11 protein-coding genes are annotated in these 15404 nt (G+C 69.5%); 3 read left to right on the top strand and 8 right to left on the bottom strand.

The annotated features are described in order from the left end of the window. The first annotated feature begins 45 nt into the window (after window positions 1–45). The 3 genes from J7E96_RS03130 to J7E96_RS03120 all read left to right on the top strand — a co-directional run bounded on the left by J7E96_RS03130 (window position 46) and on the right by J7E96_RS03120 (window position 4384). Window positions 46–2409, top strand: coding sequence for a polysaccharide lyase 8 family protein (locus tag J7E96_RS03130; RefSeq protein ID WP_215127180.1), 2364 nt, complete (start codon window positions 46–48; stop codon window positions 2407–2409). A 163-nt stretch (window positions 2410–2572) separates the two neighbouring features. Beyond that, the gene (locus J7E96_RS03125) at window positions 2573–4156 is read left to right on the top strand and encodes an acyl-CoA carboxylase subunit beta (protein WP_215127178.1); all 1584 of its coding nucleotides are present in this window, start codon (window positions 2573–2575) and stop codon (window positions 4154–4156) included. Between the two features lie 36 nt (window positions 4157–4192). Then, window positions 4193–4384: an acyl-CoA carboxylase subunit epsilon gene (locus tag J7E96_RS03120; RefSeq protein ID WP_215127176.1), complete on the top strand. Its 192-nt coding sequence runs from the start codon at window positions 4193–4195 to the stop codon at window positions 4382–4384. A gap of 96 nt (window positions 4385–4480) precedes the next feature. On the opposite strand, the gene J7E96_RS03115 is transcribed toward J7E96_RS03120, so the two are convergent. From J7E96_RS03115 to J7E96_RS03080, 8 genes are all read right to left on the bottom strand, one after another. Then, window positions 4481–5062 (bottom strand): ATP/GTP-binding protein, encoded by a 582-nt coding sequence (locus J7E96_RS03115; RefSeq protein WP_028813754.1) that lies wholly within the window; start codon window positions 5060–5062, stop codon window positions 4481–4483. Beyond that, window positions 5043–5603 (bottom strand): DUF742 domain-containing protein, encoded by a 561-nt coding sequence (locus J7E96_RS03110; RefSeq protein WP_215127174.1) that lies wholly within the window; start codon window positions 5601–5603, stop codon window positions 5043–5045. The genes J7E96_RS03115 and J7E96_RS03110 overlap by 20 nt, the downstream gene beginning before the upstream one ends. 93 nt (window positions 5604–5696) lie before the next feature. Further along, window positions 5697–6110 (bottom strand): roadblock/LC7 domain-containing protein, encoded by a 414-nt coding sequence (locus tag J7E96_RS03105; RefSeq protein WP_138894018.1) that lies wholly within the window; start codon window positions 6108–6110, stop codon window positions 5697–5699. A gap of 10 nt (window positions 6111–6120) precedes the next feature. Continuing rightward, window positions 6121–9309: a nitrate- and nitrite sensing domain-containing protein gene (locus J7E96_RS03100; protein ID WP_215127171.1), complete on the bottom strand. Its 3189-nt coding sequence runs from the start codon at window positions 9307–9309 to the stop codon at window positions 6121–6123. A gap of 340 nt (window positions 9310–9649) precedes the next feature. Next, the gene (locus J7E96_RS03095; protein ID WP_215127169.1) at window positions 9650–10231 is read right to left on the bottom strand and encodes an ATP/GTP-binding protein; all 582 of its coding nucleotides are present in this window, start codon (window positions 10229–10231) and stop codon (window positions 9650–9652) included. Continuing rightward, window positions 10212–10619, bottom strand: coding sequence for a DUF742 domain-containing protein (locus tag J7E96_RS03090; RefSeq protein ID WP_215127167.1), 408 nt, complete (start codon window positions 10617–10619; stop codon window positions 10212–10214). The genes J7E96_RS03095 and J7E96_RS03090 overlap by 20 nt, the downstream gene beginning before the upstream one ends. Before the next feature lie 116 nt (window positions 10620–10735). Then, window positions 10736–11149 (bottom strand): roadblock/LC7 domain-containing protein, encoded by a 414-nt coding sequence (locus tag J7E96_RS03085; RefSeq protein WP_037649408.1) that lies wholly within the window; start codon window positions 11147–11149, stop codon window positions 10736–10738. 9 nt (window positions 11150–11158) lie between these two features. Further along, window positions 11159–14878, bottom strand: a complete 3720-nt coding sequence (locus J7E96_RS03080; RefSeq protein ID WP_215127165.1) for a nitrate- and nitrite sensing domain-containing protein — start codon at window positions 14876–14878, stop codon at window positions 11159–11161. Between the last annotated feature and the right edge of the window lie 526 nt (window positions 14879–15404).

The following is a 15404-nucleotide window of genomic DNA, read 5'->3' as shown; positions in this document are numbered from 1 at the left end:
CACCAGCGGGCACAGGTCTAAACCACCGCTCCTCCGGAGGCCCCCGTGCCGCTCTGGTCCCGCCGTACCTTCCTCGCCGCCACGTCCGGCACCACTCTCGCCGTCGCCCTCGCCGGCCCGGCAAAAGCGGCCGGCGTCGCCGACGACTTCGACAGCCTCCGCCTACGCTGGGTCGAGCTCTCCCTCGGCACCGGATTCGACCCGGCCACCGAGCCCTACGCCTCGCGACTCAAGGAGACCGGACGCCTCGCCACCGGCTTCCAGGCCGCCATGGCTCCGGCCGACACATCCCTGTGGCCCGGCTACAGCTTCGACCCGCCCGCCGGCATCACCCAGAGCTACGGCCGCCTGTGGACCATGGCCCAGGCCTATCTCCAGCCCGGCACCGGCCTCACCGCCGACGCCGCCCTCCTCGCCGACATCATCAGGGGCCTCGACCACCTCTCCGCCAAGATCTACAACCCCTCCACCACCCGCCACGGCAACTGGTGGGAGTGGCAGATCGGCAGCCCCCGCCTCCTCATGGACATCGTCGCCGCCCTCCACGACAAGCTCACGGCAGGCCAGCGCCAGGCCGCCTGCGCCGCCGTCGACCACTTCATCCCCGACTCCGCACTGACCAACTACTCCGGCACGAGCACCGGCGCCAACCGCGTCGACCTCTGCCGCTCCGTCGCCCTGCGCGGCGTCCTCGGCCGCAGCCCGGCCAAAATCGCCCTCGCCCGCGACGCCCTCTCGCCCGTCTTCCCGTACGTGACCAAGGGCGACGGCCTGTACGCCGACGGCTCGTTCGTCCAGCACACCTGGGTCGCCTACTCCGGTACGTACGGCCAGGTCATGCTCGACGGGCTCGGCAGGCTCTTCACCCTCCTCGCCGGCTCCACCTGGGCCGTCACCGACCCGAATCGCCAGATCATCCTCGACTCCGTCGAGAACGCCTACGCGCCCCTCATCTACAACGGCTTGATGATGGACAGCGTCAACGGCCGCGCCATAAGCCGCGGTTACCTGAAGAGCGACGACCGCAAGGTCATGCGCAGCGACCACTTCCACGGCCAGGGCCTCATCGCCGCCATCCCGCTGCTCGCGGGCGGCGCGTCGGAAGCGGAACAGCGGCGCTGGACCGCCATCGTCAAGGGCTGGATCGAGCGCGACCGTACGACGCCACTGCTCACCGCACCGCAGTTCAACGTCGCCGACCTCTCCAGACTGCACGCGGTCGCCGCGTCGCAGGTCGCCGCCGCCCCCGAGCCCGTCGCACACAAGCTCTTCGCCTCCATGGACCGGGCCGTGCACCGGCGCCCCGGCTGGGCGGCCGGCATCTCGATGGCCTCGGAGCGGATCTCGTACTACGAGTGCGGCAACGGCGAGAACCCGCGCGGCTGGCACACGGGAGCCGGAATGCTCTACTGGTGGCCGGGGGAGAAGGAGAACGACCAGTACACGAACTGGTTCTGGCCGACCGTGGACTTCTACCGCCTCCCCGGAACGACCGTGTCCACCAAGCGACTTGCCGACAAGGCGGGCGGCGAATGGGGAGCGCCCAAGCCCGCCACCAAGTGGGTCGGCGGCTGCACCGACGGCGAGTTCGCCGCCGTCGGTCAGCACCTCAAGGGCCTCGGCTCCACCCTCGAAGCGCGCAAGTCGTGGTTCTGCGTGGCCGATACGGTCGTCTGCCTCGGCGCCGGCATCACCTCCACCGACGGCGTACCCGCCGAGACGATCGTCGACAACCGCATGCTGGGTGAAAGCGGTACGAACCCCCTCACGGTCGACGCCGGCCACGCCGCTCCCCGCTGGGCCCACCTCGAAGGCCACGGCGGCTGGGTCTTCCCCGGAGCGGGCGGGGCCGGCGGCGCGGAGCTGAAGATTCTGCGCGAGGACCGCACCGGCTCCTGGAGCGACATCAACACCACCAGCACCACCGAACGGCAGACCCGCCGCTACCAGACCCTCTGGCTCGATCACGGCACCGACCCGGTGGACGCCGACTACGCCTACCTCCTGATGCCGGGCGCCTCCCGCCGCACCGTCGTCGCCCGCGCGGCCGACCGCGACTGGCTCCACATCCTCGCCAACACGCGCGCCGTCCAGGCCGTGGCGATCCACTCCCTCGGCGTCACGGCCGCCAACTTCTGGCAGCCGGGCACGGTGGGCACGGCCGGGCGGCTGACGGCGACGGCTCCGGCGAGTGTGCTCGTACGCAGGAGGCGGCGCACCGCGACCGTCGCCGTCAGTGAGCCGGCGCGCAGCGGCCGGCCCCTGGAGGTCACCTGGGAGCGCCGCGGCGTCCGCGTCATCTCAAAGGATCCGGGCGTCGAAGTGCTGTCCACCGGCCGTACGCTGAAACTGCGCGTGACGCCGGGTACCGCCGGGGCGAGCCACCGTTGTGAGGTGGCTCTCAGCTGAAGTCCCGCGTCCCCTTGTCGGACCCCCACAATCCCCGGCGGCTCTGAGCTGGTGCTTAGGCTGCATGGCGGGATGGTTCTGTCCAGTGGTGACAGGAGAACGGGCCGGAGACTGTGAAGAGTCGACGGCCTGTTTTTCTTGTACTCCTTCGTAGGGTCAGTACATGACCGTTTTGGACGAGACGCCGCGCGAGCCCACCGACACCCGTGGCCGGGTGGCCGAGCTGCTCGCGCTGCGTGAGCAGGCCCACCGCGGCCCCAGTGACCGGGCGACCGAAGCTCAGCACGCCAAGGGCAAGCTGACCGCCCGTGAGCGCATCGAGCTGCTGCTCGACCCGGGTACGTTCAAGGAGGTCGAGCAGCTGCGCCGGCACCGGGCGACCGGGTTCGGCCTGGAGGCGAAGAAGCCGTACACCGACGGTGTCATCACCGGCTGGGGCACGGTGGAGGGCCGCACGGTCTTTGTCTACGCCCACGACTTCCGCATCTTCGGCGGCGCGCTGGGCGAGGCCCATGCCACCAAGATCCATAAGATCATGGACATGGCCATCTCGGCCGGTGCCCCGCTGGTCTCGCTCAACGACGGCGCCGGCGCCCGTATCCAGGAGGGTGTTTCCGCCCTTGCCGGATACGGCGGCATCTTCCAGCGCAACACCCGCGCCTCCGGTGTCATCCCGCAGATCAGCGTGATGCTCGGCCCGTGCGCGGGCGGCGCGGCGTACAGCCCGGCCCTCACCGACTTCGTCTTCATGGTCCGCGAGACCTCGCAGATGTTCATCACGGGCCCGGATGTCGTGCGCGCCGTGACCGGTGAGGAGATCACGCAGAACGGGCTCGGCGGCGCCGACGTGCACGCCGAGATCTCGGGCGTCGCGCACTTCGCGTACGACGACGAGGAGACCTGCATCGCCGAGGTCCGCTACCTCATCTCGATGCTGCCCTCCAACAACCGTGAGAACCCGCCGACGGTCGAGTCCGAGGACCCCGAGGACCGCCGTTCCGAGGTACTGCTGGACCTGGTCCCGGCCGACGGCAACCGCCCGTACGACATGCGCAAGGTCATCGAGGAGCTCGTCGACGACGGCGACTTCCTGGAGATCCACGAGCGCTGGGCGACCAACATCCTGTGCGCGCTGGCCCGCCTCGGCGGCCAGGTGGTCGGCATAGTCGCCAACCAGCCGCAGTCCCTGGCCGGTGTCCTCGACATCGAGGCCAGCGAGAAGGCCGCGCGCTTCGTGCAGATGTGCGACGCGTTCAACATCCCGATCGTCACTCTTCTGGACGTACCCGGCTTCCTGCCGGGCGTCGATCAGGAGCACGGTGGGATCATCCGCCACGGCGCGAAGCTGCTCTACGCGTACTGCAACGCCACCGTGCCGCGGATTTCGCTGATCCTGCGGAAGGCCTACGGAGGTGCGTACATCGTCATGGACTCCCAGTCCATCGGTGCCGACCTCACCTACGCCTGGCCCACCAACGAGATCGCGGTGATGGGCGCCGAAGGTGCCGCCAACGTCATCTTCCGCAAGCAGATCGCCGAGGCCGAGGACCCCGAGGCCATGCGCGCCCGCATGGTCAAGGAGTACAAGTCCGAGCTGATGCACCCGTATTACGCCGCCGAGCGCGGCCTGGTCGACGACGTCATCGACCCGGCCGAGACGCGCGAGGTGCTGATCGCCTCTCTCGCCATGCTCCGCAACAAGCACGCAGACCTGCCGTCGCGCAAGCACGGCAACCCCCCGCAGTAATCCTGCGACGAAGACGAAGACGAGACGGAGAACTCAATGAGCGAATCCTTGCTGCGGGTCGAGAAGGGCCACGCCGAGCCCGAGGAGCTGGCCGCGATCACCGCGATCCTGATGGCCCGCGCCGCCGGCCGCCCGCAGGCCCCGGCCCACCACGGCCGCTCCACGGCCGGCTGGCGCCGCCTGGAGCGCACGCCCGGCTTCCGCGCCCCGCACAGCTGGCAGGGCTGAGCACCACCGCTTGCTTCAGCGCGTACGACGAAGGCCCCCGTCCACTCCTCGGAGTGGCGGGGGCCTTTCTCGTACGTACGTTACGTACGCCGGTTCCTACCGCAGCCGCGCCATCAGCGCGTGCTCGACGAGCGTGATCAGCGCGCTCTTGGCGTCCGCGCGGTGGCGGGCGTCCGTGGTGAGGATCGGGGTGTCGGGGCCGATCTGCAGGGCCTCGCGCACCTCGTCCGGGTTGTACGGCTGGTGTCCGTCGAAGCCGTTGAGGGCGATGACGAACGGAAGGCCGCTGTTCTCGAAGTAGTCGACGGCGGGGAAGCAGTCGGCGAGCCGCCTCGTGTCGACCAGGACCACCGCGCCGATCGCACCGCGCACGAGGTCGTCCCACATGAACCAGAAGCGGTCCTGACCGGGCGTACCGAAGAGGTACAGGATCAGGTCCTGGTCCAGGGTGATACGGCCGAAGTCCATGGCCACCGTGGTGGTGGTCTTGTCTCCGGTGTGAGTGAGGTCGTCGATGCCCGCCGAAGCGGAAGTCATGACGGCCTCGGTGCGCAGCGGGTTGATCTCCGAGACGGCTCCGACGAACGTGGTCTTGCCCACGCCGAAGCCGCCCGCCACCACGATTTTCGCGGAGGTTGTGGAGCGGGCTGCTCCGCTGCTAGAGCTTGCGAAGTCCACTGAGCACCCTTTCGAGCAGTGTCACGTCTGGCTGACCACCGGCGGACTCGTCGCCGCCGGGCTGGTGAATGGCTACAAGTCCGGCCTCTGCCAGGTCGGCGACGAGGATCCGGGCAACCCCGAGGGGGATGGTGAGAAGTGCCGAGATCTCGGCGACCGACTTGATCTCCCGGCACAGATGGCAGATCCGCTGATGCTCGGGCAGCTGCCCTTGCAGACGTGACGGATCCGCCGTGGTACTGACCAGCGCCTCGATGGCGAGCTGATAGCGCGGCCTGGTGCGCCCACCGGTCATGGCGTACGGCCGGACCAGCGGGTTGTGATTCGCCTGCGAGGCGGCGGGCGCGGGGGCCCGCCGCGACTGCGTCGGCTGGACGCGCTGCTGCGGCGGCTGCCGATGCTGCGGCGGCTGCTGCTGCTCGTACGGCTGCGCGCGGCTCGGCGCGGAGGGGAAGTTGAACCTGTTCTGCGAGGTATCACCCTGATTCTGACCCTGGCCGTAAGGCCAGTTGGCCGAAGAACCGTCCGGGGGTGTTGCCACGTTTCCTCCTCCGACTGCCGGGCGCCACATTGCTGTTGGTGCCGCGTTCTCGAACATTAAAGCCCGCGCACACCAAAGCGCACTCTACGTCTGCTAGTTGAGAAGACTTCCTTGCAGCTCGGCGCGCAGGTCCGGGGTGAGGACACTGCCGGCCCGGTCCACCAGGAGGGCCATCTCGTAACCCACGAGGCCGATGTCGGCCTCCGGGTGGGCGAGTACGGCCAGCGAGGAGCCGTCCGAGATCGACATGAGGAAGAGGAAGCCGCGCTCCATCTCCACCACGGTCTGGTTGACCGCGCCGCCCTCGAAGATCCGGGACGCACCGGCCGTCAGCGAGGTCAGTCCGGAGGCCACCGCCGACAGCTGGTCGGCGCGGTCCCGGGGGAAGCCTTCGGACATCGCCAGCAGGAGTCCGTCCGCGGAGACCACCACCGTGTGGGACACCCCGGGGGTGTTGTCCACGAAGTTGGTGATCAACCAGTTCAGATTCTGCGCCGCCTGGCTCATCGGGCTCACACTAACGCTCCTGGTTGTAGGTGTTGCCATGGCCACCGTTCTGATCGTAGGTGGCCGCCGTGTTCGTGTCCGTTCCCGCGTTGCGACCCTGCTGGACACCGCGGCGCAGGTTGCTCAGCCTGCCCCGTACGTCCTCGGGAGCGCGGGAGACCTGGGGGCCGCCCTGCGGGGTCTGCTCCGCGGTTCCCTCGACCAGGTTGGCCTTGGGCACCCGCCGGGGGAGACCGGAGGAGGTGACTCCGCCCGCCTTGGGCTCACGGAGCTTCTCCGCCCGCTGCCAGCGCTCGTCGTTCGACGAACGCCAGTCATCGGTTCCGGGCCCGTTCCCGTTTCCGTCCTGCTGCGGCGCGTCCTGCTGCGGCTGCGGGGCGGCGACCGGCTGCCGCGCCGCTTCCTGTCCGAAGGACTGCCCGGCCGGCTCCGCACCGGGCTGCCAGTGCTGCTGGCCGCCACGCCGCGGGAGGCCGACGTCGGTCACCTCGGGGCCGGGCGCCGGGGTGGAACCCGGACGGTCGAAGCCTACGCGCTCCCGGTCGCTCGCGGGAGCGCCCGGCGCAGATTCCGCTTGGGACCCGAACTCCGGCTCGTACGCGCCCTGGTAGGAGTTCTGGTCCTGCCAGGGTCCCTGGTGGGAGGTGGAATCGTACGAGTCTTCGTACGTCGCCTGCGGTGCCGCCGGTTCCTGGTACTCGGCCTCCGGATACGTCTGGTAGGCCGGGTAGTCGTCGTACCCGCCCTGGTCGTACGCCGGCTGCTGAGGCTGCTCGTACTGCTGCTGGGGGTCCTCGTACGACTGCTGCGGGTCGTCGTACGAACCCTGCTGCAGCTCGTCACGGAACAGCGGGCGGTCGCCGGTGGCCTGCGCCTCCAGCTGCGCACGCCGCTCCTCGCGGATCAGCGAGCGGCCGACCGGGTCCAGCTTCGTGTCGTCGCCGTCGTTGCCGTACGCCGAGTCGTCGAAGCCCAGCTCGGCCGCGGTGCGCATCGGAGCGCTCTCGTACGACTGCTGCTCGGGAATGATCGAGGAGACCGTGAAGTCGTCGTGCGGCAGCGGCTCGCCACCGCCACCGTGCGTGATGGCGTCGGGAAGCATGACCAGCGACGTGGTGCCGGCCTGCTCGCCCGAGGGGCGCAGCTGGACGCGGATGCTGTGCCGGTCCGCGAGGCGGCCGACCACGAACAGGCCCATGCGCTGCGACACGGCGGCGTCCACGGTCGGCGGGTTCGCCAGCTTGTGGTTGATGTCCGCGAAGTCCTCGGCGGTGAGGCCGATGCCCTTGTCGTGGATCTCGACCATGACACGGCCGTCCGGCAGCCGGGTCGCGGTGACGCGCACCTTGGTCTGCGGCGAAGAGAACGTGGTGGCGTTCTCCAGCAGCTCGGCCAGCAGGTGCACGAGGTCGGTCACGGCCTGGCCGTGAATCTCCGACTCCGGTACGCCGGTGAGCTCGATGCGCTCGTACATCTCCACCTCGGAGGCGGCGGCGCGCAGCACGTCGACCAGCGGAACCGGCTGGTTCCAGCGGCGGCCCGGCTCCTCGCCGGCGAGCACCAGGAGGTTCTCGCCGTTGCGGCGCATACGGGTCGCGAGGTGGTCCAGCTTGAAGAGGTTCTCCAGCTGGTCCGGGTCCGCCTCGTTGTTCTCGAGGTCGGTGATCAGCGTCAGCTGGCCCTCGATGAGGGACTGGTTGCGGCGCGAGAGGTTGGTGAAGATCGCGTTGACGTTGCCCCGCAGCATGGCCTGCTCGGCGGCGAGCCGGACAGCCTCACGGTGCACCTGGTCGAAGGCGCGGGCGACCTCGCCGATCTCGTCGTGCGACGTTATCGGGATCGGCTCCACGCGGGTGTCGACGCGGCCCGGCTCCGTACGCGAAAGCTGGTCGACCAGCATCGGCAGGCGCTGCTCGGCGATGCCGAACGCGGCGGTGCGCAGCTGGCGCATCGCGTTACTCATCTGACGGGCCATCATACCCGCGAGGATGACGGAGGTGAGCAGCGCGATGACCACGATCAGGCCGTTGGTGATGGCGTCGGTCTTGGCGTCGGAGGAGATCGCCCCGGCCTCTTCCACCGCCTTGTCGACGAGGTTGTTCTCGATCTCGCTGTAGCCGTCGAACTTGGCGGTCGAGGCCGCCATCCACACCTCGGGCGTGACGCCCTTCTGCTTCAGCCCGGTGGGTTTGCCCTGGCCGATCTCCGCGGCCATGCCGTCCAGGATCGAACCGTTCTTGCTCGGCGGCGGCACGAAGGGGACGCCGGCCTGGTCGGCCTGCTGCTTGGCGGCGGCGAGCTTCTTGGCGCCGTCCTCCGCCTTGCCCTTCATGATGCGCTTGAGCTCGTTGACGTCCCCCTCCGTACCACCGGAGCGGAACTCGGCGAGGGCGATCTGCTCCAGGTAGTTGTACGAGTTGAAGGCGACCGTCTGCTGGGCGAGCTTGGCCGGGTTGCCGCTCGGGCGGATCAGGAGGTGCATGCCGATGGAGCGCTGGAGCGACGCGGCGGCCTTGGCGAGCTGGACGGCGTAGACCGTACGGCCGTAGGCGGTGATGTTGCCGGTGCCCAGGCCGAGCTCGTTCGACAGCTCCATCAGCGAGTGCTGGATCTGGACGTAGCCCTCTTCGGTCTTCACCGGGTCGAGGGCCTGGGTGTACGCGGCCTTGCGGAGCGCCCCGAGCTTGGGCTCCTCGTCGGCGAAGAGGCCGAGACGGCGCTCAAGCCCCTGCCCCTCGGGGAGGTCCTTGGTGGCTTCCTTGAACTTCTTCGCGGCCTCGTCGGTCAAGGCGTACGCCTGGGTGACCTCGGAGCTTGTGCGCTTGCCCTGGAGGAGCGGGGCGGCGGTCAGGTCACGCTCGTTGAGGAGCGCCTGGCCGTACTCCGAAGCGGCGCGGATGAGAACCGCGGTCTTCTCGGCGTCCTGCGCTTCCTGCCAGGTGTCGACAGAGCCCTTGACCTGGAAGCCGCCCATGACGAGGCCGACCAGCACGGGTATGAGAAGGATGGCGTTCAGCCTGGTGGGTACACGCCAGTTGCGCGGCGCGAAGCGGCTGCTGCTGCCACTGCCCTTGCCACCGTTGCCCGCCGGGGCGGCCGCGGCGGGCGAGGTCGCGTGCGACGTCGCTGTGCGCGGCGGCGGGGTGAAGTTGCCCCGCGCGCCCTGCTGCTGTGCGGAGCTCGTCTTGCTACGCCTCACTCGACCAACAACCTCTCGGCGCCGGCACCTACGTTGTGCCGTTTTTCTCGTTCAGGGCCGTACTACTCGGGAGTTCGACGAATTCCAGCACGTCAACCGGCTGCGTTCCAAACACCAGGAACCGGCCATTCCGAGTGGTGTAAGCCTCAGACAAAACGGTCAAACAGCGCGAGCCGCGCCAAATGGCGAGGCCAATGTGAGCGCAGCGGCACCGCGCGAACGCGTGCGGTGGCCGTGGCGGAGTAATTCTCTGTCGAAACGTTATGAACAGAGGGGCGGAGAGTGTCGAAGGACACAGTCCGCCCCCCAGCCCGCTACGACAACTGCCGTATGCGAGGGACTACTTGAGACGTGCCATCAGTGCGTGCTCCACGAGCGTGATCAAACCGCTCTTGGCGTCCGCCCGGTGGCGCGCGTCGGTGGTGATGATCGGGGTGCCGGGGCCGATCTGCAGGGCCTCGCGCACCTCGTCGGGGGTGTACGGCTGGTGTCCCTCGAAGCCATTGAGGGCGATCACGAAGGGCAGCCCGCTGTTCTCGAAGTAGTCGACCGCGGGGAAGCAGTCGGCGAGACGGCGGGTGTCCACCAGGACTACGGCGCCGATCGCGCCGCGTACCAGGTCGTCCCACATGAACCAGAAACGGTCCTGACCCGGCGTACCGAAGAGGTACAGGATCAGGTCCTGGTCGAGGGTGATGCGGCCGAAGTCCATGGCGACCGTCGTCGTCGTCTTGCCGCCGGTGTGCGTGAGGTCGTCGATACCGGCGCTCGCGCTGGTCATGACGGCCTCGGTGCGCAGCGGGTCGATCTCCGAGACGGCGCCCACGAACGTCGTCTTGCCGACGCCGAAGCCACCCGCCACCACGATCTTCGCGGAGGTGGTGGCACGGGCCGTTCCGCCGCTAGAGCTTCCGAAGTCCACTGAGCACCCTTTCCAGCAGCGTTACGTCCGGCGTGCCGCCGGCCTCTCCATTGCCCGGCTGGTGGATCGCCACCAGGCCGGCCTCCGCCAGGTCGGCGACGAGGATCCGCGCGACTCCGAGCGGCATCGACAGCAGCGCCGAAACCTCGGCCACCGACTTGACCTCGCGGCACAGGTGGCAGATCCGCTGGTGTTCTGGCAGCAGCGTGGACAGGTGCGCCGGGTCGGCGGTCGTGCTGACCAGCGCTTCGATGGCGAGCTGGTAGCGCGGCCGGGTCCGGCCGCCGGTCATCGCGTACGGACGTACCAGCGGCTGGTCGCCCTCGTGGTCGTACGACGCGTCGAGGCGCGCTCCGTACGGATCACGAGAGGCGGGGGGCGGGGTCATGGATCGATCCTCCGGGCATGACAGCAGGGGATGGGCCTGCCGTCTGACGGGGCCGGGGTGGGGGGCTTCTGCGCGGCCTGACGGTTTGTTTCTCGGCAATACCTGAGGTGCGCGGCCTAGTGGAGCAGGCTGCCCTGGAGCTCCGCACGGAGATCCGGGGTGAGTACGCTGCCGGCCCGGTCGACCAGCAGCGCCATCTCGTAACCGACGAGGCCGATGTCGCAGTCGGGGTGTGCGAGTACGGCGAGGGAGGAACCGTCGGAAACGGACATGAGGAAGAGGAAACCGCGCTCCATCTCGACGACGGTCTGGGTCACAGCCCCGCCCTCGAAAATCCGGGAAGCCCCCGCGGTCAGCGAGGTCAGGCCGGAGGCGACGGCCGCCAGCTGGTCGGCACGGTCCCGCGGGAAGCCTTCGGACATCGCCAGAAGGAGTCCATCGGCGGAGACCACCACCGTGTGGGACACCCCTGGGGTGTTGTCCACGAAGTTGGTGATCAACCAGTTCAGGTTCTGGGCCGCCTGGCTCATCGGACTCAACTAACGCTCCTGCTGGTGAGTGGGGTCAATGTTGAAACTCCCGGTCGCTGAGCCGTTGTTGCCGGCCTGGCGACCTTGCTGGATACCCCGACGAAGATTGGTCAGCCGGCCGCGTACGTCATCTGGCGCACGCGAAACCTGCGGACCGGTCTGGTGGTTCTGCTGCTGCGCTGTACCCGGCACCAGATTGGCACGGGGGACGCGACGCGGCAGACCCGAGGTCGTGACACCGCCGGCTGCGGGCTTTTTGACCCGCTCGGCCTGCCGTACGAGTTCGTCGTTCGGCGAGGTGCGCCAGGCGGCGCCGTTGGTGGCGTTCGTACCGTTGGTGGTGCTGCTCGCGGCACCCGTGTCGCGCGCCTGGGCGCGCTGCGGCATCGGAGGGGTGGCGGCGGGCGCGGCAGGTGACTGCTGCGCGGGCCGCCCGGACTGCTGGTGGGGCTGCTGCGCCGCGGCGGGCGACTGCTGCTCGCCGGCCTGCTGCTGGAACCAGTTCGACTCAAGCGTGTCGAACAGCGGCGTACGTCCGTCACCGCCGCCGGGAGCCGGCGGCAGCTCGTGCTGCGGCTGCGGAGGCAGGTGCGCGGCGGGCTGACGCGGCGCGGGTGCGGCTGTGTTCTCGGGGGGCCGGGTGCTGCGGCCGTTGTCGCGACCGTGCCTGCGCGGCGCCGGGGGCAGGGCCTGCGGTCCGCCCTGGGCCTGGCCGGCCTGGGGACGGGACTGGCCGGGCCGCCGGGCGTGGCCCTGACCCTGATCCTGGCTCTGGCCCGGACCGCCGTACGCGCCGGCCGGGTTGGCCTGCTGCGGGGCGTTGAAGTCCGGCCGGGGGAGCTGGGCGGTGGACGCGGGGTCCAGCGGGCCGGGAAGCTCGGGCCGCTGGTACTGACCGGTCGAGCCGTTGCCCTGCGGAGCGTTGCCCTGCGGACCGCGCTGACCGGGGCGCTCGTACTGCCCGGTGGCCGCCGGTCCCACGGGACCGCGTACGTCGGAACGCTCGAACACACCCGTGGAGGCGGGCGCGTCCAAGTCGGGCCGCTGGAACTCGGCCGTGGAGCCGAGCCCCTGCTGCGGGGAGGCCGTGTCCGCCTCTTCGTGACCGCGCGGCAGGTCGTTGCCCCAGCTGGTGGTCTGCGGACGCGCCGGACGCTGCGCGGCGCCGTGGGAGCCGGGCAGCTCGGCGCGAGCGCCGCCGCCGCGGGGCGGCTGCTGCTGCGGACGGCCCTGGTCGCCCTGGGCGGGACCGTTCTGCTGGAAGGCATTGGGGCGTACGTCGGAACGCTCACGGTTCCCGCCCTGCCGACCGCCGCCGCCACCGAAGGCACCGCCGGGCCCGCCGCCCTGACCGGAGCCGGGCTGCTGACCGTGACCCTGGGCCGGGCCCCCGTCGCGTCCGGGCAGCGCCGCACGCTGACCCGAGCCGGAGACCTGGCCGCGCGCGCCGCCGGAACCGGCGGGCAGCCGTCCCGCCGGAGCGGGGCCGGCGCCGACCGCACCGGGACCGGCCGCCTGACGGGCGCCGGGGCCGGAAGGCACCTGCGGCTGAGCGGCGGCGCCGGTCTTCGCCGGGGCCTTCTTGCCACCCTGGGCGACATCGACGGGCAGCATGACCAGCGCGGTCGTACCACCGGAGTCGGAGGGACGCAGCTGGATACGGATGCCGTGTCGCAGGGACAGGCGGCCGACCACGAACAGACCCATGCGGCGCGAGACCGAGACGTCCACGGTGGGGGGCGAGGCGAGCCGCTCGTTGATCGCCGCGAGGTCTTCCGGCGACAGACCGATACCGGTGTCGTGGATCTCGACCAGGACGCGCCCGTCGGGCAGCGCGTGTCCGGTGACGCGGACCTTGGTCTGCGGGGAGGAGAACGACGTGGCGTTCTCCAGCAGCTCGGCGAGGAGGTGCACGAGGTCGTTGACGACGCGGCCGGCGACCTCGGTGCCGGGCACCGACGACAGCTCGATGCGCTCGTACTGCTCCACCTCGGACGCGGCGGCACGCAGTACGTCGACGAGGGGCACGGGCCGGGTCCAGCGACGGCCGGGCTCTTCACCGGCGAGAACGAGCAGGTTCTCACCGTTACGGCGCATGCGGGTCGCGAGGTGGTCGAGCTTGAAGAGCGAGGACAGCTGGTCCGGGTCGGCCTCGCGCGACTCCAGCTCGGAGATGAGCGAGAGCTGACGCTGGATAAGACCCTGCGAACGCCGCGACAGGTTGGTGAACATCGCGTTGACGTTGCCTCGCAGCAGCGCCTGCTCGGCGGCCAGTCGGACCGCCTCACGGTGCACGTCGTCGAAGGCCGCGGCCACCTGGCCGATCTCGTCGCGCGAGTGCACACCGACGGACTCCACGGACGTGTCGACGTCCTGCGGGTCGGCCTCGGAGAGCTGCTTGACGAGCTCGGGGAGACGGTCCTGGGCGACCCTGGTCGCGGTGTCCTGGAGGCGGCGCAGCGAGCGGATCATGGAGCGGGCCACGACGAACGCGCCGACGAGGGAGACGCCGAGGACGAGCAGGATCAGTACACCGTTGAGGATGGCGTCCTGCTGCGACTCGTTGCGCAGCTCACGGGCCTTCTGCTCCATCTCGTTGAGGAGCGTGGCCTCGATCCGCTTCATCGCGTTGATCTTGGTGGTGCTGGCGTCGGTCCAGTCCATGTACGAGCGCTCGGGCTCGGACTTGAGCCGGCCCGGCGTCGACAGCACGCGGTGCGCGTACTTGTCGGCGGCGTCGATCGTGGGGCTGCCGGTCTCCAGCGTGGCGGTCAGGTCCTCGTTGTCGCCGACGTAGACCTGGTCGAACGACTTGAGCGCCGCGTCCTCGCTCTCCATCGCGGACCTGGCGTAGAGGCGGTCGTTCTCGGTGAGCTTGCCGGGCTCGCGGTTGTTCGCCGGCAGCGAGGCGGCGATGATCGCGCGCTGGATGGAGGCGTACTCCTTGGCGGAGGAGAACGCGGACAGGGCGCGCGTCCGCTTGATCATCTCCGGGTTGGAGGTGGCCTGCGCCATGTCCTGGGAGAGGCTCAGCAGCGAGTTGATCAGCTGGCTGTAGTTGTTGACCGTCTGCGAGTTGGTCGTCTTCTTCGCGTACGCGCCTTCGCGGATCTGGCGAATCGAGTTCAGCCGGGACGCGATCTGGTAGAGGCTCGACCTGATGCTCAGCAGGCTCTCGTCATCGCCCGGGTCGATGTTCTGCGTGCCGGCGATGAACGCGTTCTTGGCCCGGTCGGTCTTCTCCCGGGGGCCCTTGACCTTGAAGTCGGCCGGGCTGGTGCCGTTGGCGAGCGGACCGGCCGACTTGTCGCGCTCCTCCTGGAGCGCGAGGGCGAGCTCGGTCGCCTGCTTGGTCATGTCGGTCAGCAGCTGCATGTGCTCCAGCTGCTCCATGTCGTTCATGGACTCGTTGATACGCAGCCCGCCGAGCGTGGTCGCGGCGACCACGGGCAGGGCGAGCAGGGAGACCAGACGGGTGCTGATGCGCCAGTTGCGCAGGGCTATTCGTGAGCCCGTGGAAGTGGGCTCCTTGGCTCTGGCGGGAGTCGCCTGCTCGCCGCCGCCCTTGACCCCGGTGCGCACGGCACGATCGCCGCCGTCGCCGGCCGCCGGAGCTGTGTTTCCGGCGTGTTGGGCGCGCTGGGCGTGCTGGGGCGAGGATCCGCGGTCTGTGCCGCGCGGCTCCTGCTCCGCCGCAGCGCTGCCATCCCTCTTGAAACGTCCCTGCACTAGCGTCGCAACCTCTGGACCAGGCGTTCCCCCGCGCAAACGGCGGAACGGTGTCGAGTCGTGGGGCACCGAGCGGCCCCATGGGTGGTCGTGAGTGACCGGCGCTTCTCCCCTTCCCGCCGCCACTCGGCGCTGCGTTGCGCCCTGCGCGCCGGCTGGAATCTCGCGGCGGTCCGGGGAATTCCAGCACAGTGCCGGATCTCCAACAAGGCCCGCGTGTCGGGTCGTAACCTGAGTGACACCGTGTGACTGGTGAGTAACCAGGAGTAGAAGATGTTCATGGTTAAAAGGGGCATAAGGCGACGAGTCGCTTAGGGGTGGGGGGTGTCCCAGTCCTGATGATCAGGAGCGGAATGATGGCTTCAATAGCGCAATGTCCGTTTCGCGGACCCACGTCCACCGCCTGAAATGGTCGATATGCCCGCCATCTCGTGAGGAAACTCACACACTGTTCTTCCGTGCTTCACATCTTTGGCGGGGAATCGGGTGTTTAGCCTGACGCTTTGCAGAGATGGCGAATCCGACA

Source organism: Streptomyces sp. ISL-96, from assembly GCF_018614035.1.
Taxonomy (GTDB): Bacteria; Actinomycetota; Actinomycetes; order Streptomycetales; family Streptomycetaceae; genus Streptomyces.
This window is presented reverse-complemented; position numbering and strand designations above follow the sequence as displayed.

Bases quoted from the DNA above. Each gene is read 5' to 3' on its own strand.
- J7E96_RS03125 (WP_215127178.1), top strand. From the start codon at position 2,573: ATGACCGTTTTGGACGAGACGCCGCGCGAGCCCACCGACACCCGTGGC.
- J7E96_RS03120 (WP_215127176.1), top strand. From the start codon at position 4,193: ATGAGCGAATCCTTGCTGCGGGTCGAGAAGGGCCACGCCGAGCCCGAG.
- J7E96_RS03105 (WP_138894018.1), bottom strand. From the start codon at position 6,110: ATGAGCCAGGCGGCGCAGAATCTGAACTGGTTGATCACCAACTTCGTG.
- J7E96_RS03090 (WP_215127167.1), bottom strand. From the start codon at position 10,619: ATGACCCCGCCCCCCGCCTCTCGTGATCCGTACGGAGCGCGCCTCGAC.
- J7E96_RS03085 (WP_037649408.1), bottom strand. From the start codon at position 11,149: ATGAGCCAGGCGGCCCAGAACCTGAACTGGTTGATCACCAACTTCGTG.